Genomic DNA, 18,626 nt, shown 5'->3' with positions numbered 1-18,626 from the left:
GGAGTTAGCGCTCCCGGTTCCCTTTGATCATCGCCCAGCTGTAGAGGAAGAGTCCCGCCCAGATCAGTGGGAAGGCGATCATGCGTGCGGTGCCGAGAGGTTCGTGGAACACGAAGATCGCAATCAGGAAGATCATCGTCGGCGCGATGTATTGCATGATGCCGATGGTCGAAAGCCGCAGCAGCTTGGCGCCGTTGGCGTAGATCATCAGCGGTACGGCGGTAACGACGCCGCAACCGAGCAGCAGGGCCGTATCGGCCCCGCCGGTGCGAAAGAAGTGTCCTTCCCCGCTGCCGAGTTCGAGATAGAGAATGTAGAAAAACGCCGGGATGCTGAGGATCAGCACTTCGAGAAAGAAACCCTGGTTCGGGCCGAGCGGCAACGTCTTGCGAAACAGAGCGTAAAGCCCCCAGGAAATCGTCAGCGTCAGCGACACCCATGGAACACCGCCGCTATCGAGCGCCAGCACGACGACTGCAAGTCCAGCCAACGCAATCGCTCCGATCTGAATGGGGTGCAGCCGCTCCTTCAATAGCACGGAGCCGAGTAGGATGCTGAATAGCGGGTTGATGAAATAGCCGAGCGCCGCATCGAGCGAATGGCCGGCGCCGATCGCCCAGACATAGGTACCCCAGTTGACGGTGATCAGCGCTGCCGTGAGCGCTGCCATGGCCAGCATCCGCGGTGACCGCAGGGCTATCCGGATATCCTGGGTGCGGCCGAGAACGATGAGCACCAGACCTGCCAGGGGCAAGGACCAGAGAATTCGATGAGCAATGACCTCGGCCGGCGAGATATGAGCGACGGCCTTCATGTAGATCGGTAGGAAACCCCACAGAAGATAGGCTACCAGCGCAAAGGCGAAGCCACGGGGACTGTCTTCGTTTTTGGCAATCGCGGCGCTTGCATTAGCAGACATCGAGTGTTTCCATATTTGTTCTCGTTATGAGCCGCTTAACTTAACGGACGTGAATAGGCCAATTCATTTCGGTGAATATTGCCGGCCATCGCGATGGTGAAGGATATGGACGACGAAGCTCTTGCGCAGTGTCGCAGAGCATATGCATCACGGGTGCTTACGAAGGAAGGCATTCAGGACGACGATGCGTTGTTGCAGGCCTACGCGACTGTCCCGCGCGAGCGCTTTCTGGGGCCGCCACCGTGGAGGATGGCAGGTTGGTACGGCTACGTCGATGTTCCCTCGGGCGATGCCTCCGTCGTCTATCAGGATGCGTTGTTTGCGCTTCAGCACAAGCGGCACGTCAACAACGGCAGCCCGAGCCTACACGCCCGGGGAATACACAAGCTGGCGCTCCGGCGCGGCGACATGGTCTGTCATGTGGGCGCCGGCAGCGGCTATTATACAGCGATCATGTCCCTGCTCGTTGGCGCCGAGGGTTGCGTGATTGCCGTGGAGTTCGACGGGGAACTGGCGGCGCGCGCTGAGGCCAATCTTCGGGACTATCCAAATGTGAAGGTCGTCCATGGCAACGGGGTGGAGTGGCCACGCGAACTGACCAATGCCGTCTACGTCAATTTTGCGGTTCACCGTCCCGCCGATCCCTGGGTGGAGCACCTGTCGATCGGTGGTCGGCTAATCTTTCCGCTCGGCGTTCCCGACGTCGATGCCACGGGGCCGACGGGATTGGCTTCCTATGCCGGCTTTTTCCTTTTTCGCCGTGAAGACGATGCTTACGCGGTGGAGTTTCTGTGCCCGGTGGCTTTCGTTTGGGCGGAGGCCGTATCCGGCGGATTTGACAGCTACAGACGGCTTGAAGCCTCGTTCGGCCGCGGCGGGATGCAACATGTTTGCGCCCTGCGCTGGAAAACCGAGCGACAGGGCGACGAATGGTATTCGGAGAAGGATTGGGGCCTTGTCTACAGCCGCTGACGGCTACTCCGCCGCGATCTTGCCCGCCAATTGCCGGTTCTTCATCAGCTTGTAGATGACCGAGTCAACAAGCGCTTGGAACGACGCATCGATGATGTTCTCGGACACGCCGACCGTCCACCAGCGCACGCCGTCGCTATCGGTGGATTCGATGAGAACGCGGGTGATGGCCTCGGTGCCGCCATTGAGAATACGCACCTTGAAGTCGGCCAGCACCAGATCGTCGATCTCATGCTGATACTTCCCGAAATCCTTGCGCAGCGCGAGGTCGAGCGCGTTGACCGGGCCGTCGCCTTCGGCAACCGACATGATCGTCTGCCCCTCGATGACGATCTTCACGACCGCTTCCGAGACGATCTTCACGCGGCCATGGGAATCGAAGCGGCGCTCAACCATGACGCGGAAGCCCTCGATCGAGAAGAATTCCGGGATGGTTCCGAGGGTGCGGCGCGCCAATAGTTCGAAGCTCGCGTCGGCGCCCTCGTAGGCGTAACCGGAAGCCTCCCGCTCCTTGACCAGCGCAATCAGGCGGTCGAGTTTCGGATCATCCTTGCCGACCTCGATGCCGCGGCGCTTCAAAGCGTTGATGAAATTCGCCTTGCCGCCCTGGTCGGAGACCATGACCTTGCGGAAATTGCCGACGCTATCAGGCGTCACGTGCTCGTAGGTGCGGGGATCCTTGAGCAGCGCGGAGGCATGGATGCCGGCCTTGGTCGCGAAGGCCGAAGCGCCGACATAGGGCATCTGGTGGTCCGGCGAGCGGTTCAGAAGTTCGTCAAATGCATGCGACAGGCGCGTCAGGTTGGTCAGCCGTTCACTGTCGATCGCTGTCTCGAAGCGATGGGAATAGGTTTCCTTCAGCGCCAGTGTCGGGATCAGCGTCACGAGATTGGCATTGCCGCAGCGCTCGCCGATCCCGTTCAAGGTGCCCTGGATCTGGCGAACGCCTGCCTCCACGGCTGCGAGCGAATTGGCCACCGCCTGACCGGTATCGTTATGCGCATGGATCCCGAGACAGTGCCCGGGAACGCCCGCCACGATCAGCGCCTCGACGATCGCGCGGATTTCCGGCGGCTGCGTGCCGCCGTTGGTGTCGCAGAGAACGACCCAGCGCGCGCCGGAGTCATAGGCCGTCTTTGCACAGGCGATGGCATAGGCGGGGTTTGCCTTGTAGCCGTCGAAGAAATGTTCGCAGTCGACCATTGCCTCCTTACCGGCGGCAACGGCGGTCTTGACGCTCTCGGCGATGCTTTCGAGATTTTCCTCGTTGGTGCAGCCGAGCGCGACCTTCACATGGTAGTCCCAGCTCTTGGCAACGAAACAGATCGCGTCGCTCTCAGCCTGCAGGAGGGCTGCGAGGCCCGGATCATTTGAGGCCGAGATGCCGGCTCGCTTCGTCATTCCGAAGGCGACGAAGCGGGCCCGTGTCGTGCGCTTCTCGCTGAAGAAGGCGGAGTCCGTCGGATTGGCGCCGGGATATCCGCCTTCGACATAATCAAGGCCGAACTCATCCAGCATGCTCGCGATCGCAATCTTGTCCTCGACGGAGAAGTCGATGCCGGGCGTCTGCTGCCCGTCGCGGAGCGTCGTGTCGAAGAGGTAGATCTTTTCGCGTGTCATGATGGTCGTCCTGTCGGCCTTGTGCCTCGTTATTGCTTTCCGGCGAACTTGTCCGTAGCCCGGATCAACTGGTCGAGGATGCCGGGCTCCGAATAAGCGTGTCCGGCGCCTTCGATCAGATGGAACTCAGCCTGCGGCCACGCCTTGTGCAGCAGCCAGGCGTATTTTGCCGGGCAGGGCATGTCGTAGCGGCCATGCACGATGACGCCTGGAATATCCTTCAGCTTGTAGGCATCGCGCAGCAGTTGGCCTTCGTCCATCCAGCCGGCATTGACGAAGAAGTGGTTTTCGATCCGGGAAAAGGCGTAGGCGAAGTCGGCATCCTCGAACTTGCCGCTGGTCGATTTTTCCGGCAGCAGCGTGATTGTCTCGCCTTCCCAGATGCTCCAGGCTTGAGCGGCCTCAAGGGCAACGGACCGGTCCGCACCAGTGAGCCGGCGATTGTAGGCCAGCATCATCTCGTGGCGCTCTTCGGGCGGGATCGGCGCGATGAAGCGCTCCCACTTGTCGGGGAACATTTCCGACACGCCGAACTGATAGTACCAGTCGAGCTCGGCTTTGGTCAGCGTATAGATACCGCGCACGACCAGTTCGGAAACGCGTTCCGGGTACGTCTCGGCATAAGCGAGCGCCAGCGTCGAGCCCCACGAACCGCCGAACACCTGCCACTTCTCGACGCCTGCCATTTCACGCAGTCGCTCGATATCGGCGACGAGATGCCAGGTGGTGTTGGCATTGAGATCGGCATACGGCGTGGACTTGCCGCATCCGCGCTGGTCGAACAGCAGCACATCGTAGAGTGCGGGATCGAACAGGCGGCGGTGGCTCGGAGAGAAGCCGCCGCCCGGTCCGCCGTGCAAGAAGACTGCCGGCTTTGCACCCGCTGTGCCCGAACGTTCCCAATAGATCTTGTGGCCATCGCCGACGTCGAGATGCCCTGAGGCATAGGGTTCGATTTCGGGATAGAGAGTACGGAGCACTTCAGTCATGTTCTACGCCTTCGGTTGGCCAGATTGCAGTATCGTAATCGGGATGCTGGAAGGAGATGATCGCCTCCTGCCGTGCATAAAAATCGGGTTCTTTGTGAATGCGTTGGTCGAAGATAGTCTCGACCCAGGGAATGCGGGCGTCGTAGTTGACTTGGATCTGCGGGGCCAGGTCGCTGCGCTCGTCGAACGTGCCGATCGCCAGTTCGAGGCCGCCCGGGTGGCGGTAGGTCATCGGCGTGCCGCAGTTCTTGCAAAAGCCGCGCTCGATATTGACCGACGACTGGAAATAGCTGGGTTCGCCGCGTGTCCACTCCATCCCCTCGTCAGGCGCGGTCACAAGGGCGGAAAAGAGGCCGCCGAACTGCTTCTGACACATGCGGCAATGGCAGATCGAGGGGCGGCCAAGCTTGCCGCTGGTGCGGAATCTGACCGCGCCGCATTGGCAGCCGCCGGTACGAATGGGTTCGCTCATGCTGACGCTCCGGTTGGCCAATGTGCTGTGTCGTGGTCGGGGTGCTGGTGATTGCTGGCGGCAATCGCGTTTTCGCTCTCGGGCGTTTCCGCTTCGGGCTCGATGGGCAGTACGTCGAGCTCATGAAACCAGCTCATCTTGCGTCCGGTGTTCGATTGCATCACCGGCTTGACGCTATCGGGATCGTCCAAGGAGCCGAGCACGATGTTGACGAAATCCGCATCCGGAACATCATAGAAAAGCGGCGTCCCGCAGTCGGCACAAAAGCCGCGGCGGACGATATCGGACGAGTGAAACCACTTCGGTTCGCCACGCGTCAGCGCAAAAACCCTTCGCTTGGCGGCGGCGAGCGGCATGAAGTAGTTTCCAGCCGCCTTCTGGCACATGCGGCAGTGGCAAAGGTGCGGATAGCCGAGTTCACCCACGACCTGGTAGCGAACCGCGCCGCATTGGCAACCTCCGCTCAGAGCCGCAGCTGTTGTCACGGGTTCCTCTCCTCGGGCCAGGTGGTCGTGTCGTGATCCGGATGCTGGTAGGAAACGATGTCGAGCACGAAGGGCGCAGCCTCAACGTCCTCTTCGGTCTCGCGCGCGGGCAACTCATGCAGGTGATCGACGAAGCCGATCTTGCGCTCCGTGCCGAACTGAATGACCGGCGGAAGCGCCGAGGGATCGTCGAAGGCGCCAGCCGCGATCGCCATGCCATCCGGCGCCTCGTATGTCAGTGGCGTACCGCAATCGGCGCAGAAGCCGCGCTCGACCAGGTTCGACGAGCGGAAGCGCTTGCGCTCGCCGCGCGTCCACTCGAACTCTGCGCCACGGACGGAAACCAGAGGTGCGTAGTAGGCGCCAAACGCCTTCTGGCACATGCGACAATGGCAGATGGATGAATCCTTCAAGGTTCCGCGAACCCGGAAGCGGATTGCTCCGCACTGGCATCCGCCGGTATAGGTGTTCATCTCTTCACCTCCCATGTCGTTACCCGCTCGCCAGTAGCCGGATCCTTGCCGTCCTTGAGCTGGATGCCTTCGGCAAGCAGCGTCTCGCGGATCTTGTCGGCCTCGGCGAAGTTCTTCGCCTTCAGCAATTCGAGCCGTACCTTCACGCGCCGGTCGATTTCGATCGCAACCGCCTCGTCGATCTCGGCCATCTCAGGAAGGACGCCGAGCAGCGCGGCACTCGCGGCGAACGTTGCGTGATCGCCGGACTGGGCAAGCGTATGCAGCGCCTGGATCGCCGCCACCGTGTTGAGGTCGTCGGCCAAGGCCCTGACCACCGTGGCATCGGGCTCTGCGCCCGCGGCATCGGCTGCTGGCCATTTGGCGAGAAGGCGCTCGGCTTCTTCCAGCCGCTTGACGGAAAAATCGATCGGCTCGCGATAATGAGTCATCAGCATTGCAAGGCGCAGCACGTCGCCTGGCCACTGCCGACCGCCGAACTTCTGAGTATGCAGCAGTTCATAGATGGTGACGAAGTTGCCTTCGGACTTCGACATCTTGCGGCCTTCGACTTGCAGGAAGCCGTTGTGCATCCAGACATTCGCCATGACCTTGGTGCCATGGGCGCAACGCGACTGTGCGATCTCGTTCTCATGGTGCGGGAAAATCAGGTCGAGACCGCCGCCGTGGATGTCGAAGACCTCGCCGAGATAGCGCTCGCTCATGGCCGAGCATTCGATATGCCAGCCGGGGCGGCCACGGCCCCAGGGGCTCTCCCAGCCTGGCTCGCTCTCGCTCGAGAGTTTCCAGAGCACGAAGTCGCCGGGGTTCTTTTTGTGCGCATCGACGGCGATGCGGGCTCCGGCCTGCTGTTCATCGAGATTGCGCTTCGAAAGCTGGCCATAGTCGACCATCGATTTCGTGTCGAACAGCACTTCGCCGGCCGCTTGATAGGCATGGCCCTTGGCGATCAGCTTCTCGATGATCTCGATCATCTGGGCGATGTTTTCTGTCGCCCGGGGCTGGATCGTCGGGTCGAGGCAGCCGAGCGCCTTTGCATCTTCGAGATATTGCGTCTCGGTCTTTTCGGTGACCAGGCGGATCGCCTCGTTCAGCGGCAAACCGGGATGGTCCCGCAGAGCCCTTGCATTGATCTTGTCATCGACATCAGTGATATTGCGCGCATAGGTGACGTGCTCGGCGCCATAGACGTGCCGGAGCAGGCGGAACAGAATGTCGAAGACAATGGCCGGGCGTGCATTGCCGATATGGGCGTAGTCATAGACGGTAGGGCCGCAGACATACATGCGCACGTTCTGCGGATCGATCGGCGCAAAGGCCGTCTTTTCGCGCGTCAGCGTGTTGTAAAGCTTCAGTTCCGGCTTCTTTGTGTCTGGCGCGCCGGCCATGTCTACTCTCCCAAATGCAATGATCCGAAAAAAATGCTGCTACCCGGCGGGCCGGGGCGTTTCTCATCTTGGACTTTTCAGGAGACGAAAACGGCCAGGCCAGCGAGCGCGCTAGCGAATAATCTTCCGGCAGATAATGCAGATAACCGTTTTCATGGCGGGTTTTATGGCGCGCTAACCCGGTTTGGTCAAGGGGGGTGAGAAGCGGTCCGGCCCCTAACCGGAGCAATCGATCCAGTGAATCGATTGCAGCGCCGAACGCCCGAAGCGCAAGCGCAGGGCCGGGCTGATGCCATCCGCCGCGACCTCACGAAATTCTGCTACAACGCGTCAAGGAAAACGAAAGACCATTGGAGTGATGAAAACCCTCTATCGAACAGTCCTCGCGGTGGTGATTCTAGCTGTCGCGGTCGCATCGTATCTGTCAGACGATCGCGCCATGGCACCGTTCACACCTCCGACGCTTGCGGACTATCCCATACAGGGCGTCGACATCAGCCACCATCAGGGTGCCATAGATTGGCAAGCGCTGGCACGCCAGCCGAACGTCCGTTTCGCGATCATGAAGGCGACCGAGGGGGGCGACCACCGCGACAAGCGTTTTGCCGAAAACTGGAAGGCGGCGAGGGACGCCGGCATCGTGCGTGGCGCCTATCACTTCTTCACCTTCTGCCGCCCCGGCCGCGAACAGGCGCGCAATGTCATGGGAACCGTCCCGGTCGAAATGGATGCGATGCCGATCGCGATCGACCTCGAATTTACCGGAAACTGCGGCAAGGTGCCGACGCTCGAGGAGTTGAGCGCCGAGATCAGCGCGTTCTTTGATGAGCTGAACGGTGCCTATCCCGGCAAACCGATCTTCTACCTGAACCAGCAATTCTTCGATCAGTACCTGAAGGGCAACGAGGCACGTTTTCCTGATCACTATCTCTGGCTACGCAGCATCGGCCAGGCGCCGAAACGGGAGGACTGCGGCGGTTGGTCGATCTGGCAATTCGCTGACAACGGCGGGCTGGATGGCATTAAGGGTTCGGTCGACCTTAACGCGCTCTGCCCATCGGAAACAGGTTTCGCGCACCTGTTCCCGGCTCTGGCCGCCAAGTGAAGCGTGCTTATTCCGGTAGGCGGTAGTCGACGAGCTTGTTCTCGCGGACGATGAAGAGCTTACCGGTTTCGGTCACATCAGGGCCGACCAGCGGCAGGATCGCCTTGGCGACCTCGGAGGGATGCGGCAACGTCTCGGGATCTTCTCCCGGGACAGCCTGGGCACGCATAGCAGTGCGGGTCGCACCCGGATCGACACTGGTGATCCGAAGCGGCGTGCGCTGCGTTTCGCCAGCCCACGTGCGCGCCAGTGCTTCGACGGCTGCCTTGGAAGCGGAGTAGGGGCCCCAGAACGGACGACACTTGTGCGCAGCACCCGATGAGAGAATGACGGCGCGGCCGGCGTCGGAGCGCGAAAGCAGCGGATCGACCGAGCGGATCAGCCGCCATGTCGCGGTGACGTTGATGTTCATCACCTTCTCGAAGGTCTTTGCCTCGACATGTCCGATTGGCGAAATCACGCCGAGCACACCTGCGTTGGCGACGAGAATGTCGAGCTTGCCCCAGCGCTCGAAGATCGAGGCACCGAGCGCATCGATGGCGTTCATGTCGGCGAGGTCGAACGGGACGAGGGTAGCGGCGGAGCCACCAGCGGCCTTGATCGCATCATCGAGATCCTCGAGGCCGCCGACCGTGCGGGCGCAGGCAATCACATGCGCTCCGGCCTTTGCCAGCTCCAGCGCCGTGAAATAGCCGATACCTCGGGATGCGCCGGTAACGAGCGCGATCTTGCCTTCAAGGTTGATAGTCATTGTGCCCCGGTCCTGCGTCGCTGAAGAATTAAGGGGCGCAATAAGCGCCCCTTAATCAAATGTCAAAGCCAATGGCTGTCAGCCGTTGGTCGCGAGCAGGGAAACCTTGCGGCCCATCGTTTCGCCTTCCTTGTCGAGGAGGCGGGTCGGATAGTCACCGGTGAAGTAGTGGTCGGTAAACTGCGGACGGGCGTCATTGCGATCCTCGCCGCCGACGGCGCGATAAAGGCCGTTGATCGACAGGAATTCCAGCGAGTCCGCGCCGATATATTTGCACATGGCCTCTAGGCTGTCGTACTGGTTGGCGAGAAGCTTCTCGCGATCAGGCGTGTCGATGCCGTAGAAATCAGGATAATAGATCATCGGACTTGCGACGCGCAGGTGCACTTCCTTGGCACCGGCATCGCGGATCATTTGCACGATCTTCAGCGACGTCGTGCCGCGCACGACCGAATCGTCGACGAGCACGACGCGCTTGCCTTCGATCATCGCCCGGTTGGCGGAATGCTTCAGCTTGACGCCAAAGGCGCGGATCTGCTGCGTCGGTTCGATGAAGGTGCGGCCGACATAGTGGTTGCGGATGATACCGTATTCGAAGGGGATGCCGCTTTCCTGAGCATAGCCGAGTGCAGCCGGCGTGCCGCCATCCGGAACCGGAACGACGACGTCGGCGTCAACCGGGGCTTCTTTTGCAAGATTGATGCCCATGTTCTTGCGCGCGACATAGACGCTGCGACCGCCGACCACCGAGTCAGGGCGGGCGAAATAGACATATTCGAACAGGCAGAGGCGTTCCGGCTGGCCGTTACCGGCCTTGCGCGCGTCGATCGAGATTGAACCATCAGGCTGGATCTCGCAGATGATGACTTCGCCGTTCTCGACGTCGCGGATGAATTTCGCGCCGATGATATCGAGTGCACAGGTCTCGGAAGCGAAGATCGGCTTGCCGTCGAGTTCGCCCATAACCAGCGGGCGGATACCCGTGGGGTCGCGTGCCGCGATGAGCTTCGTGCGTGTCATGGCGAGCATCGAATAGCCGCCTTCCATCTGGCGAATAGCATCAATGAAGCGGTCGGCCGTGGAGGTGTAGCGCGAGCGGGCGATGAGGTGGAGAACCACTTCCGTATCGGAGGTCGACTGACAGATGGCGCCACCGGCGATCAACTGGCGACGAAGGGTCAGGCCATTTGTGAAGTTGCCGTTGTGGGCGATAGCGATGCCGCCGACTTCAAGTTCGGCGAAGAGCGGCTGCACGTTGCGGAGGGCGACTTCCCCGGTCGTTGAATAGCGGTTGTGGCCGATGGAGATGTTTCCGGGCAGGCGAGCAAGCGTGGTCGGATTGGTATAATGGTCGCCGACGAGACCCATGTGACGTTCGGAATAAAAGCGCAGTCCATCGAACGAGACAATGCCGGCTGCTTCCTGCCCGCGATGCTGAAGTGCATGCAGGCCGAGCGCGGTCAGGGTAGACGCATCGTCATGGCCAAGAATGCCGAAGACGCCGCATTCTTCGTGGAGGGTGTCTCCATCGAATTCGTCATTAAGCGTCAAGGAATGGGACTGGTTCATCGATGCGGGCCTTTGCTCTCACAAGAATGGATCGGCTTTCCATAGCATGACGCCGTGATCATGCGTTTTAAACGGCTGAGGCCCGGCAGAGCGGATGCCCGGCCGGACCTTTATTCACGTTCCGCTCAGATGGCAATTGCCAGGCGGCGGGTCAAGCTGTTGAACACTGCGTCAATTAGACGGCTGCTGTGCGCCGGTTGCAGGGACAGGAGCTGCATCTTCGGCTGGCGCCGCCTGGTCGGATGCCGGCGCGTTGCCGCTGTCAGTATTGCCGCCCTGCGGCTGAATTTTGTCCATCACGCTCGCCCGCACCATTTGCGCGAATTCCGCCGGTAGTACGGACTGCAACTTGACGACCATCGAGTCCAGGAACGGCTTCGACTTGGCGTTGTTCACCCAGGCCGGGCGGTGATCCGCGTCCACGAGCCAGTTCCAGAAGGCGACGGCCACGACGAGAAGAAGTATGCCCCTAGCCGCGCCGAAGAGAAAGCCCAAAGTGCGGTCCAGCGCCCCGATCCGGCTGTCGATGATGAAGTCCGCGATCTTCATGGTGATGAAGGAGATCACGATCAGCGCGATCAGGAACACGACAGCTGCCGAACCGACGAGCGCGATGCGGTCGTCGTCGGTGTACTTCTTCGCGTAGGGGACGAGGTAGGGATAGAAATAGTATGCGGCGGCTGCAGAGCCGCCCCAGCTTGCGATAGAAAGAACTTCGCGGGAGAAGCCGCGGACCATTGCAAGTACGGCGGAGAAAAGAACGACGCCGATGACAATACCGTCGAAAATCGTAATGGGCATATAAATTCAACTCCAGGACCGCCGTTTATATACGGCTTGGTCGCGCCTCATTGCGTGCTTCCTATAACATCACCGGTGTAGGCGATGAAAGGATCAAACCTCTTCTTCCACACGTCGCAGTGCGCCTTTCGAACCGGCAATGCGTGCAACCAGGTCCGGAAGGCTCTCGATCTCGCTCCAGCGACCGCCGGAACCCTTTGGCAGGTCGGCTGACGCCGAGGGAAGCAGCGCGGCAGAAAAGCCCAGCTTCTCGGCTTCTTTGAGGCGCTGGGACGTCTGTGAAACCGGCCGGACGGCGCCCGACAGGCTGACTTCGCCGAAATAGACACAATTGGCCGGCAGGGCAATACCGGCGAGCGATGAAACCAAGGCCGAGGCCACGGCGAGATCGGCCGCCGGTTCCGAGATGCGGTAACCGCCTGCAATGTTCAGATAGACGTCGTGCTGACCGAGCCGAACGCCGCAATGCGCCTCGAGTACGGCAAGGATCATCGACAGGCGCGCCGAGTCCCAGCCGACCACTGCGCGGCGCGGGGTGCCGAGCGATGTCGGGGCAACGAGCGCCTGCACTTCGACCAGGATCGGGCGCGTGCCCTCCATGCCGGCAAAGACGGCCGCTCCCGGTGATTTCTCGTTGCGCTCGCCAAGGAATAGCTCGGATGGATTGGCAACCTCGCGCAATCCCTTGTCCGACATCTCGAAGACACCGATCTCGTCCGTCGGCCCAAAGCGGTTCTTGACCGTTCGCAGGATGCGATAGTGGTGACCGCGATCGCCTTCGAAGTAGAGCACGGCATCGACCATATGCTCAACGACACGCGGCCCCGCGATCTGTCCGTCCTTGGTGACGTGACCGACAAGAACCATGGCTGCACCGGTCTGTTTCGCGAAGCGGATCATCGACTGAACGCCGGTGCGTACCTGCGTTACGGTTCCGGGCGCGGACTCGGCCAGTTCGCTCCAAAGCGTCTGGATCGAGTCGATGATCACGAGATCGGGCCGCTTGCCTTCGGCGACCGTCGCCAGAATGTCCTCCACATTGGTTTCCGCGGCGAGCAGCACATCGGTGTCGGCAGCCTGCAGGCGCTGCGCACGCAGCCGTACCTGGGCGACCGCCTCTTCACCCGATACGTAGATGACGCGGTGGCCATGGCGCGATAGAGCTGCCGCTCCCTGCATCAGCAGCGTCGATTTGCCGATGCCGGGATCGCCGCCTATCAGCACGGCCGAGCCGCGCACGAAGCCGCCGCCGAGAGCCCGATCGAGTTCGGAAATGCCTGTGTGGATGCGTGGAGCTTCCTCGATTTCGCCTGACAGCGTCGTCAGGGTGACCGGCCGGCCCTTCTTCGGCGTCTTCGCCGGGCCGCCGCCGATGCCGCCCATCGGGTCTTCTTCGACGATGGTATTCCACTCGCCGCAGTTATCGCATTTGCCCGCCCAGCGGTTGTGGACCGCGCCGCAGCTCTGGCAGATGAAATGTGTCCTGGCCTTCGCCATCAATCATGCTTTCGGTTGGATGGCCGCAACGCGTCGCATCGAATCACTTTGATGGCTCAAATAATCATTCCCGGCACCGATCAAAACTAATGATTTCCCTATCAGGGGCTGCGGTGGCACCTGTTCTCCACTGTCTTGGAGGCCACGACGATGCTGGATTACTCGCTTGCGCATTGGATCGCGTTCTTGACCGCGGCGGTCCTGCTCAATCTGTCGCCCGGTCCGGACATGGCTTTCATTCTCGGCCACACCGTCAAAAGCGGCACGAGGACCGGCTTCGCCGCGCTGTTCGGCATCTGGACGGGCGCCGGCCTGCATGTGGCGATGGCGGCATTTGGTCTTTCGGCGATCCTCGCCGCCTCCGCGCTGGCCTTCTCGGTGGTGAAGTGGGTCGGCGCGATCTACCTCGTCTGGCTCGGCATTCAGGCATTGCGCTCGAAGGGCGGAGGAGGCCTGGTCAATGCGGCGAAGGATGTCCTGCCCTGGAGCCGCGTCTACAAGGAGGGCATCCTCGTTTCGCTGCTGAACCCGAAAGTCGCGGTCTTCTTCCTCGCCTTCCTCCCGCAGTTCGTGGTGGAGGGTGCCGGACCGACGTGGCTGCAGCTGGCGGTCCATGGCGTCTTCATCATTGTCGTTGCAGCCTTCATCGAGCCGCCGCTCATCCTGGCGGGAGGGCGCCTCGCCGATCTCATCAAACGCAGAAAGAGTATCGGCCTCTGGCTCGATCGCGGCCTTGGCGCGCTGCTGGTGGCACTGGGCGTGCGATTGGCGCTAACGACGCGCTAGGTCCTTAGTCTTCCTCGTGCAGGTAACGCCGCTCGTGCCGAAGGCCGATGCTGGTCAGGATTTCGTAGCCGATCGTACCCGCCGACCTAGCGACGTCGTCGACCAGCACGTTCTTTCCGAACAATTCCACGTAATCGCCTGCGCGCACTGCGTTTTCCGGAAGGTCAGTGACGTCGAAAATCGTCAGGTCCATGGTGATTCGGCCGGCAATGGGAATCTTCCGGCCAGCCAGGAAGCCATAACCTCCCTCGGGCACGACCTGTCGCAGTGGCACGCCACCGCTCGACTGGCTACGCAGGTAGCCATCGGCATAGCCCGCCGACACGACGGCGAGCCTGCTGTCGCGGGTCAGTTGCAAGGCACGGCCGTAGCCGACGAACTCGCCTGCCTTGGCCGTGCGCACCTGAATGATCCGCGCCTCGGCGGTCACCACCGGTCGCATCGGGTTCGCCAGGCCGTTGACCGCTTCGCCGCCATAGAGTGCTATGCCGGGGCGCGTGAGATCGAAGTGATAGTCGCTGCCGAGGAAGATGCCGCCCGACGCCGCAAGACTTGAATCGATGCCTTCATACGCCGCGCTAAACTGCCGAAATGATTCAAGCTGTTGCTTGTTCATCTCCGAGGAATGGTCGTCACTGCATGCGAGATGGCTCATGACGAGCACCGGCGCAAAACTTGCCGGGCGTGAAACGTCGTCAGCGAGCGCCATTGCCTCTTCCATGGAAAGGCCCAGCCTGTTGAAGCCCGTATCGACATTGAGCGCGCAGGGGTAGTCGCCGTAGTCGGCAAGAACCGCCATCCAAAAGGCGAGTTGCTCCTCCGATGAGATGACCGGGACGAGGTCGTTTTCGAAGAGCCGCCGCTCTGTACCAGGCCAGACGCCGGACAGGACAAAAATGCGGGCGTCGGGCGCATAAGGCCGAAGCGTCACGCCCTCATCGACGGTCGCCACGAAGAAATCGCGTGCGCCGGCCATGAAAAGCGCCTCGCCTGCGTCTTCGATCCCGGTGCCGTAGGCATCCGCCTTCACGACCGCGGAGGCTCGCGCCTTGCCGGAGCGCCGCGCCATGTCCTTCCAGTTTTCCGTCAGCGCCGTCAGATCGACGGTCAGGCGCAGGCCAGCGGAGTCGAATGGGTCTTCATCTTCGAAACTATCAACAAAATCAGTCATCGTGCTTCACAAAAATAGGGAGAGTGCTAGTCGGGTCGCAGTCTAGAGATCAATAAGGCAAAGTGGAAGCAAGCCAAGGAGATATCCATCTTGCGATCACTTTTGTTCAAGACGCAGGGGCGCGCCTGCAGTAGTTTGGTTCGATGGAGAACGTATCGCAGAAAGAGGCGGCCGACGCGATGCCGCTGGCAGGCATGGAGCGGGCACGGTTCTGGCGCGACCGGCGTTTCCGTAACATGGAGTGCCTGAGCGCGAGCTTCGTGACGCATGAATATGCGCCGCATGCCCATGACACCTTCTCGATCGGCGCGATCGAAAGCGGCACGCAGATCGCGACGATGAAGGGCGTCCGGGAGGAAACCGGCGCAGGCGATCTCTATCTCATCGACCCGGGCGTCGTGCATGACGGTGTGCCGGGTGGCGATGGCTATCGCTACCGAATGATCTATCCGGACACCAAACTCTTCGTCGATATCCTCGAAGACGTGACCGGCAAGGCCTTCAACGCCACCCCATCCTTCCCCAAGGAGCTTCTCAGCGATCCCGAGATGGCCGCCACCTTCCACGCCGCCCATCGCGTCTTGGAGAGCGGCGCCGGAGCGTTGGAATCCGAGGAGGCGATGTTTCGCGTGCTTGCTGCGATCTTCCAGCGTTACGGCAGCACGATCGTCGTGCCGGTGGACACCAAGGAGCGCACCGCAGTCGGCCGCGCGCGAGACTATCTGACCGACAATTTCGACAGCGACGTCGGGCTGGACGAATTGGCTAACGTCGCGGGTCTGAGTCGCGCGCATCTCATCCGGGCATTCCGGCGCGAATATCACATCACTCCGCATGCCTTCCTGACCGACAAGCGGGTGCGCGAGGCGCGCAAGCTGTTGCGGGCAGGGCAAGCGCCCGCCGATGTGGCGATCCAATGCGGTTTCGCCGACCAGGCGCACTTCACCCGCCATTTCAAGGCACGCACGGGCGTCACGCCGGGGCAGTATCGCGTGGGTTGATCACTTTCGTTCAAGACCATCGCCGTGCAACGGCTTAACACCCTCCGAACTTTCGCAGTTCTGGAGGTTTCAATGTTCACTCAAAGGCGACGGACAGACGATTTTCTTGCCGGGGCAAAGGCAATCCTGCCGCTCGTCGTCGCCGTCATTCCGATCGGTCTTGTCTTTGGCGCGGTTTCGGCCACGAAAGGGCTGTCTGCTCTCGAAGCCACTCTGATGAGCGCACTCGTCTTTGCCGGTGGCTCGCAGTTTGTCGCTATGGATATCTGGACGCACCCCGCCAGTTGGGCGGGCGTCGGATTTGCCGCCCTGCTTGTCAATATCCGCCATGTCCTGATGAGCGCATCGATAGGCACGAAGATGCAGGCCTTCTCGGGCTTGCGGAAGTATGCCGCCATGCTGTTCCTCGCCGATGAGATATGGGCGATCGCAGAGTTCCGTGTGGGCGTAGCGCGACTGACGCCATCATGGTTTGCGGGCGTCGCGGCGCCGTTCTATGCAGCCTGGGTCGGGTCGACCCTGGTTGGCGCATCGCTCGGGGCCTTCCTTGGCAACCCTGCCGCGATCGGGCTCGACTTCGCCTTTCCGGCAGTCTTCGTCGTGCTGACAATGGGTTTCTGGAAGGGACGCGCGACGGGCTCGGTGCTCGCCGCCAGTGCGCTGGCCGCTGTTCTGGTGCACCAATTCGTGCCCGGCGTTTGGTACATCGCAGCTGGGGCCCTCGCTGGACTTGCCGCGGCGCTTTGGACAGGCAAGACAAAGGCAGTCACGGCATGACCCTGGACTTACATACGCTTCTTGCGATCCTCGCCATGGCGGCTGCAACGGTGCTGACCCGCATGAGCGGCCTGTTTCTCCTTCGCCATGTCGAGATGACGGAACAGACTCGCACGGCCATCGAGGCGATACCGCCAGCGGTTCTGATGGCTGTCATCGCGCCCACCGCCTTTGCGACAGGCTGGGCCGAAACGGCGGCCTCCCTGGTGACGGCGCTCGCAGCGCGGCGGCTGCCGATGCTCGCAAGTGTTGCCGTCGGTGTGGCGACCGTTGCCATCCTGCGAACTGCCGGCTTGTAGATCGAGCAGTGTGCTCACGGAAAGGGTCCCGTCAGTGCTCTTCGTACTGAATGAAGGAGGGATCGGCGAGGTCGGCGAATCGGGTGAATTCCGATTGGAAGGCGAGCTTCACCGTACCGGTCGGCCCGTGGCGCTGCTTGGCAATGATGACGTCGGCCGTACCCTTCACCTTGTCGAACAGCGCTTCCCATTCGGCATACTTCGGATCGTTCGGATCGCGCGGCTCGAGGTTCTTGACGTAGTATTCCTCACGGAACACGAAGAGCACGACGTCGGCGTCCTGCTCGATCGAGCCGGATTCACGAAGGTCGGAAAGCTGCGGGCGCTTGTCGTCGCGGCTTTCGACCTGACGCGACAGCTGGGAGAGTGCAATGATCGGAACGTTGAGTTCCTTACCGAGCGCCTTCAGGCCCGTCGTGATCTGGGTGATTTCCTGCACGCGGTTTTCGCCTGATTTGCCCGAGCCGGTCATCAGCTGGATGTAGTCGACGACCAGGCAATCGAGGCCGCGCTGGCGCTTCAGGCGGCGGGCGCGGGCGGAAAGCTGCGCGATCGAGATACCACCGGTCTGGTCGATATAGAGCGGCACCTTCTGCATCATCATCGAGCAGGCAACGAGCTTTTCGAAGTCGGCATCGTTGATGTCGCCGCGGCGGATCTTCGAGGAGGAGACTTCCGTCTGTTCCGAGATGATACGGGTGGCCAGCTGTTCGGAGGACATTTCGAGCGAGTAGAAGCCGACGACGCCGCCGTTCTTGGCCTTGTAGCTGCCATCGGGCTGCACTTCGCCTTCATAGGCAGCCGCGATATTGTAGGCGATGTTGGTCGCTAGCGAAGTCTTGCCCATACCCGGACGACCGGCAAGCACGATCAAGTCAGAACGCTGCAAACCGCCCATTTTGCCGTCAAGCGAATGGATGCCGGTGGAGATGCCGGACAGACCCCCGTCGCGCTCCTTGGCGACGGCTGCCATGTCGATCGCAAGCGCCACGGCATCGTTGAAGGACTGGAAGCCGCCATCGTAGCGGCCGTTCTCGGCGAGTTCGAACAGACGACGTTCCGTATCTTCGATCTGTGTCTGCGGCGGCATGTCGAGCGGGGCGTCATAGGCGATGTTGACGACGTCTTCGCCGATGGTGATCAGCGCGCGACGCAGCGCCAGATCGTAGATCGCGCGACCATAGTCCTCGGCATTGATGATGGTGACGGCTTCGCGGGCAAGACGCGCCAGATATTCGGAGACCGTCATGTCACCGACCTTTTCCTCAGCCTTGAGGAAGGTCTTGATCGTCACCGGATTGGCGATCTTGCCCATGCGGATGATGTCGCCCGCGACTTCGAAAATCTTGCGATGCAGCGGTTCGTAGAGATGGATCGGCTTCAGGAAGTCCGACACCCGATAATAGGCGTCGTTGTTCATCAGGATCGCGCCGAGAAGCGCCTGTTCGGCCTCGATATTGTTCGGGGCTTCCCGGTAGTGCTGCTCCGCGGGAGCAACGGCGGCAATCTTTCGAGCGACGTCGTTCATCTTGATCCGTTCTGTCTTGTTCA

Annotated in this window: 19 protein-coding genes; 6 read left to right on the top strand and 13 right to left on the bottom strand. The window is 61.3% G+C overall.

Translation table 11 applies throughout. From position 1 onward, the window contains the following. Positions 1–4: 4 nt before the first annotated feature. Positions 5–919 carry an EamA family transporter RarD gene (gene rarD / locus AC1DE4_RS07820; protein ID WP_025659843.1) on the bottom strand — a complete coding sequence of 305 codons (915 nt, stop codon included), beginning with the start codon at positions 917–919 and terminating at the stop codon, positions 5–7. 105 nt (positions 920–1,024) lie between these two features. On the opposite strand from rarD, the gene AC1DE4_RS07815 reads away from it, so the two are divergent. Beyond that, the gene (locus AC1DE4_RS07815) at positions 1,025–1,891 is read left to right on the top strand and encodes a protein-L-isoaspartate O-methyltransferase family protein (protein ID WP_169681084.1); all 867 of its coding nucleotides are present in this window, start codon (positions 1,025–1,027) and stop codon (positions 1,889–1,891) included. Positions 1,892–1,894: 3 nt separating this feature from the next. Here AC1DE4_RS07815 and cimA read toward each other — a convergent pair whose 3' ends face one another. From cimA to cysS, 6 genes are read right to left on the bottom strand one after another with little or no spacing between them, the layout of a single operon-like run. Continuing rightward, on the bottom strand, positions 1,895–3,511 hold the full coding sequence (cimA, locus tag AC1DE4_RS07810; protein WP_018857398.1) for a citramalate synthase: 1,617 nt from the start codon (positions 3,509–3,511) through the stop codon (positions 1,895–1,897). Between the two features lie 29 nt (positions 3,512–3,540). Further along, positions 3,541–4,500 carry a prolyl aminopeptidase gene (gene pip, locus AC1DE4_RS07805; protein WP_169681082.1) on the bottom strand — a complete coding sequence of 320 codons (960 nt, stop codon included), beginning with the start codon at positions 4,498–4,500 and terminating at the stop codon, positions 3,541–3,543. Then, positions 4,493–4,972: a GFA family protein gene (locus AC1DE4_RS07800; protein ID WP_169681081.1), complete on the bottom strand. Its 480-nt coding sequence runs from the start codon at positions 4,970–4,972 to the stop codon at positions 4,493–4,495. Before AC1DE4_RS07800 ends, pip begins: the two co-directional genes overlap by 8 nt. Further along, the gene (locus tag AC1DE4_RS07795) at positions 4,969–5,457 is read right to left on the bottom strand and encodes a GFA family protein (RefSeq protein ID WP_169681079.1); all 489 of its coding nucleotides are present in this window, start codon (positions 5,455–5,457) and stop codon (positions 4,969–4,971) included. The genes AC1DE4_RS07800 and AC1DE4_RS07795 overlap by 4 nt, the downstream gene beginning before the upstream one ends. Continuing rightward, positions 5,454–5,930, bottom strand: a complete 477-nt coding sequence (locus AC1DE4_RS07790; RefSeq protein WP_018857394.1) for a GFA family protein — start codon at positions 5,928–5,930, stop codon at positions 5,454–5,456. Before AC1DE4_RS07790 ends, AC1DE4_RS07795 begins: the two co-directional genes overlap by 4 nt. After that, complete coding sequence (cysS, locus tag AC1DE4_RS07785) at positions 5,927–7,318, bottom strand: cysteine--tRNA ligase (RefSeq protein WP_025659838.1); 1,392 nt, start codon at positions 7,316–7,318, stop codon at positions 5,927–5,929. The genes AC1DE4_RS07790 and cysS overlap by 4 nt, the downstream gene beginning before the upstream one ends. Positions 7,319–7,676: 358 nt before the next feature. Here cysS and AC1DE4_RS07780 point away from each other — a divergent pair, with 358 nt between their 5' ends. Further along, entirely contained in the window at positions 7,677–8,423 is a 747-nt protein-coding gene (locus AC1DE4_RS07780) for a glycoside hydrolase family 25 protein (RefSeq protein WP_477880824.1), read from the top strand. Between the two features lie 7 nt (positions 8,424–8,430). On the opposite strand, the gene AC1DE4_RS07775 is transcribed toward AC1DE4_RS07780, so the two are convergent. From AC1DE4_RS07775 to radA, 4 genes are all read right to left on the bottom strand, one after another. After that, the gene (locus AC1DE4_RS07775) at positions 8,431–9,174 is read right to left on the bottom strand and encodes an SDR family NAD(P)-dependent oxidoreductase (RefSeq protein WP_062369333.1); all 744 of its coding nucleotides are present in this window, start codon (positions 9,172–9,174) and stop codon (positions 8,431–8,433) included. A gap of 78 nt (positions 9,175–9,252) precedes the next feature. Next, complete coding sequence (purF, locus tag AC1DE4_RS07770) at positions 9,253–10,743, bottom strand: amidophosphoribosyltransferase (RefSeq protein WP_018857390.1); 1,491 nt, start codon at positions 10,741–10,743, stop codon at positions 9,253–9,255. A gap of 171 nt (positions 10,744–10,914) precedes the next feature. Next, complete coding sequence (locus tag AC1DE4_RS07765; RefSeq protein ID WP_169681077.1) at positions 10,915–11,544, bottom strand: CvpA family protein; 630 nt, start codon at positions 11,542–11,544, stop codon at positions 10,915–10,917. Between the two features lie 93 nt (positions 11,545–11,637). Further along, positions 11,638–13,041: a DNA repair protein RadA gene (gene radA / locus AC1DE4_RS07760; protein ID WP_018857388.1), complete on the bottom strand. Its 1,404-nt coding sequence runs from the start codon at positions 13,039–13,041 to the stop codon at positions 11,638–11,640. A 150-nt stretch (positions 13,042–13,191) separates the two neighbouring features. Between radA and AC1DE4_RS07755 the strand changes: the two genes are divergently transcribed. Next, positions 13,192–13,827 carry a LysE family translocator gene (locus tag AC1DE4_RS07755; protein ID WP_113470709.1) on the top strand — a complete coding sequence of 212 codons (636 nt, stop codon included), beginning with the start codon at positions 13,192–13,194 and terminating at the stop codon, positions 13,825–13,827. A gap of 4 nt (positions 13,828–13,831) precedes the next feature. On the opposite strand, the gene alr is transcribed toward AC1DE4_RS07755, so the two are convergent. Then, complete coding sequence (gene alr / locus AC1DE4_RS07750; protein WP_192241505.1) at positions 13,832–14,998, bottom strand: alanine racemase; 1,167 nt, start codon at positions 14,996–14,998, stop codon at positions 13,832–13,834. 179 nt (positions 14,999–15,177) lie between these two features. Between alr and AC1DE4_RS07745 the strand changes: the two genes are divergently transcribed. From AC1DE4_RS07745 to AC1DE4_RS07735, 3 genes are all read left to right on the top strand, one after another. Then, on the top strand, positions 15,178–15,999 hold the full coding sequence (locus AC1DE4_RS07745; protein ID WP_025659832.1) for an AraC family transcriptional regulator: 822 nt from the start codon (positions 15,178–15,180) through the stop codon (positions 15,997–15,999). A gap of 72 nt (positions 16,000–16,071) precedes the next feature. Continuing rightward, the gene (locus AC1DE4_RS07740; protein ID WP_018857384.1) at positions 16,072–16,776 is read left to right on the top strand and encodes an AzlC family ABC transporter permease; all 705 of its coding nucleotides are present in this window, start codon (positions 16,072–16,074) and stop codon (positions 16,774–16,776) included. Then, the gene (locus AC1DE4_RS07735) at positions 16,773–17,075 is read left to right on the top strand and encodes an AzlD family protein (RefSeq protein ID WP_018857383.1); all 303 of its coding nucleotides are present in this window, start codon (positions 16,773–16,775) and stop codon (positions 17,073–17,075) included. The genes AC1DE4_RS07740 and AC1DE4_RS07735 overlap by 4 nt, the downstream gene beginning before the upstream one ends. Positions 17,076–17,106: 31 nt before the next feature. On the opposite strand, the gene AC1DE4_RS07730 is transcribed toward AC1DE4_RS07735, so the two are convergent. After that, entirely contained in the window at positions 17,107–18,603 is a 1,497-nt protein-coding gene (locus tag AC1DE4_RS07730) for a replicative DNA helicase (RefSeq protein ID WP_018857382.1), read from the bottom strand. Positions 18,604–18,626: the final 23 nt, after the last annotated feature.

The organism is Rhizobium sp. 10N414 (genome assembly GCF_056394785.1).
The sequence above is the reverse complement of the archived record's forward strand: the minus strand, read 5'-3'. Positions and strand labels throughout refer to the sequence as shown.

Bases quoted from the DNA above. Each gene is read 5' to 3' on its own strand.
- rarD (WP_025659843.1), bottom strand. From the start codon at position 919: ATGTCTGCTAATGCAAGCGCCGCGATTGCCAAAAACGAAGACAGTCCC.
- AC1DE4_RS07815 (WP_169681084.1), top strand. From the start codon at position 1,025: ATGGACGACGAAGCTCTTGCGCAGTGTCGCAGAGCATATGCATCACGG.
- cimA (WP_018857398.1), bottom strand. From the start codon at position 3,511: ATGACACGCGAAAAGATCTACCTCTTCGACACGACGCTCCGCGACGGG.
- pip (WP_169681082.1), bottom strand. From the start codon at position 4,500: ATGACTGAAGTGCTCCGTACTCTCTATCCCGAAATCGAACCCTATGCC.
- AC1DE4_RS07800 (WP_169681081.1), bottom strand. From the start codon at position 4,972: ATGAGCGAACCCATTCGTACCGGCGGCTGCCAATGCGGCGCGGTCAGA.
- AC1DE4_RS07790 (WP_018857394.1), bottom strand. From the start codon at position 5,930: ATGAACACCTATACCGGCGGATGCCAGTGCGGAGCAATCCGCTTCCGG.
- cysS (WP_025659838.1), bottom strand. From the start codon at position 7,318: ATGGCCGGCGCGCCAGACACAAAGAAGCCGGAACTGAAGCTTTACAAC.
- AC1DE4_RS07780 (WP_477880824.1), top strand. From the start codon at position 7,677: ATGAAAACCCTCTATCGAACAGTCCTCGCGGTGGTGATTCTAGCTGTC.
- AC1DE4_RS07775 (WP_062369333.1), bottom strand. From the start codon at position 9,174: ATGACTATCAACCTTGAAGGCAAGATCGCGCTCGTTACCGGCGCATCC.
- purF (WP_018857390.1), bottom strand. From the start codon at position 10,743: ATGAACCAGTCCCATTCCTTGACGCTTAATGACGAATTCGATGGAGAC.
- AC1DE4_RS07765 (WP_169681077.1), bottom strand. From the start codon at position 11,544: ATGCCCATTACGATTTTCGACGGTATTGTCATCGGCGTCGTTCTTTTC.
- radA (WP_018857388.1), bottom strand. From the start codon at position 13,041: ATGGCGAAGGCCAGGACACATTTCATCTGCCAGAGCTGCGGCGCGGTC.
- AC1DE4_RS07755 (WP_113470709.1), top strand. From the start codon at position 13,192: ATGCTGGATTACTCGCTTGCGCATTGGATCGCGTTCTTGACCGCGGCG.
- alr (WP_192241505.1), bottom strand. From the start codon at position 14,998: ATGACTGATTTTGTTGATAGTTTCGAAGATGAAGACCCATTCGACTCC.
- AC1DE4_RS07745 (WP_025659832.1), top strand. From the start codon at position 15,178: ATGCCGCTGGCAGGCATGGAGCGGGCACGGTTCTGGCGCGACCGGCGT.
- AC1DE4_RS07740 (WP_018857384.1), top strand. From the start codon at position 16,072: ATGTTCACTCAAAGGCGACGGACAGACGATTTTCTTGCCGGGGCAAAG.
- AC1DE4_RS07735 (WP_018857383.1), top strand. From the start codon at position 16,773: ATGACCCTGGACTTACATACGCTTCTTGCGATCCTCGCCATGGCGGCT.
- AC1DE4_RS07730 (WP_018857382.1), bottom strand. From the start codon at position 18,603: ATGAACGACGTCGCTCGAAAGATTGCCGCCGTTGCTCCCGCGGAGCAG.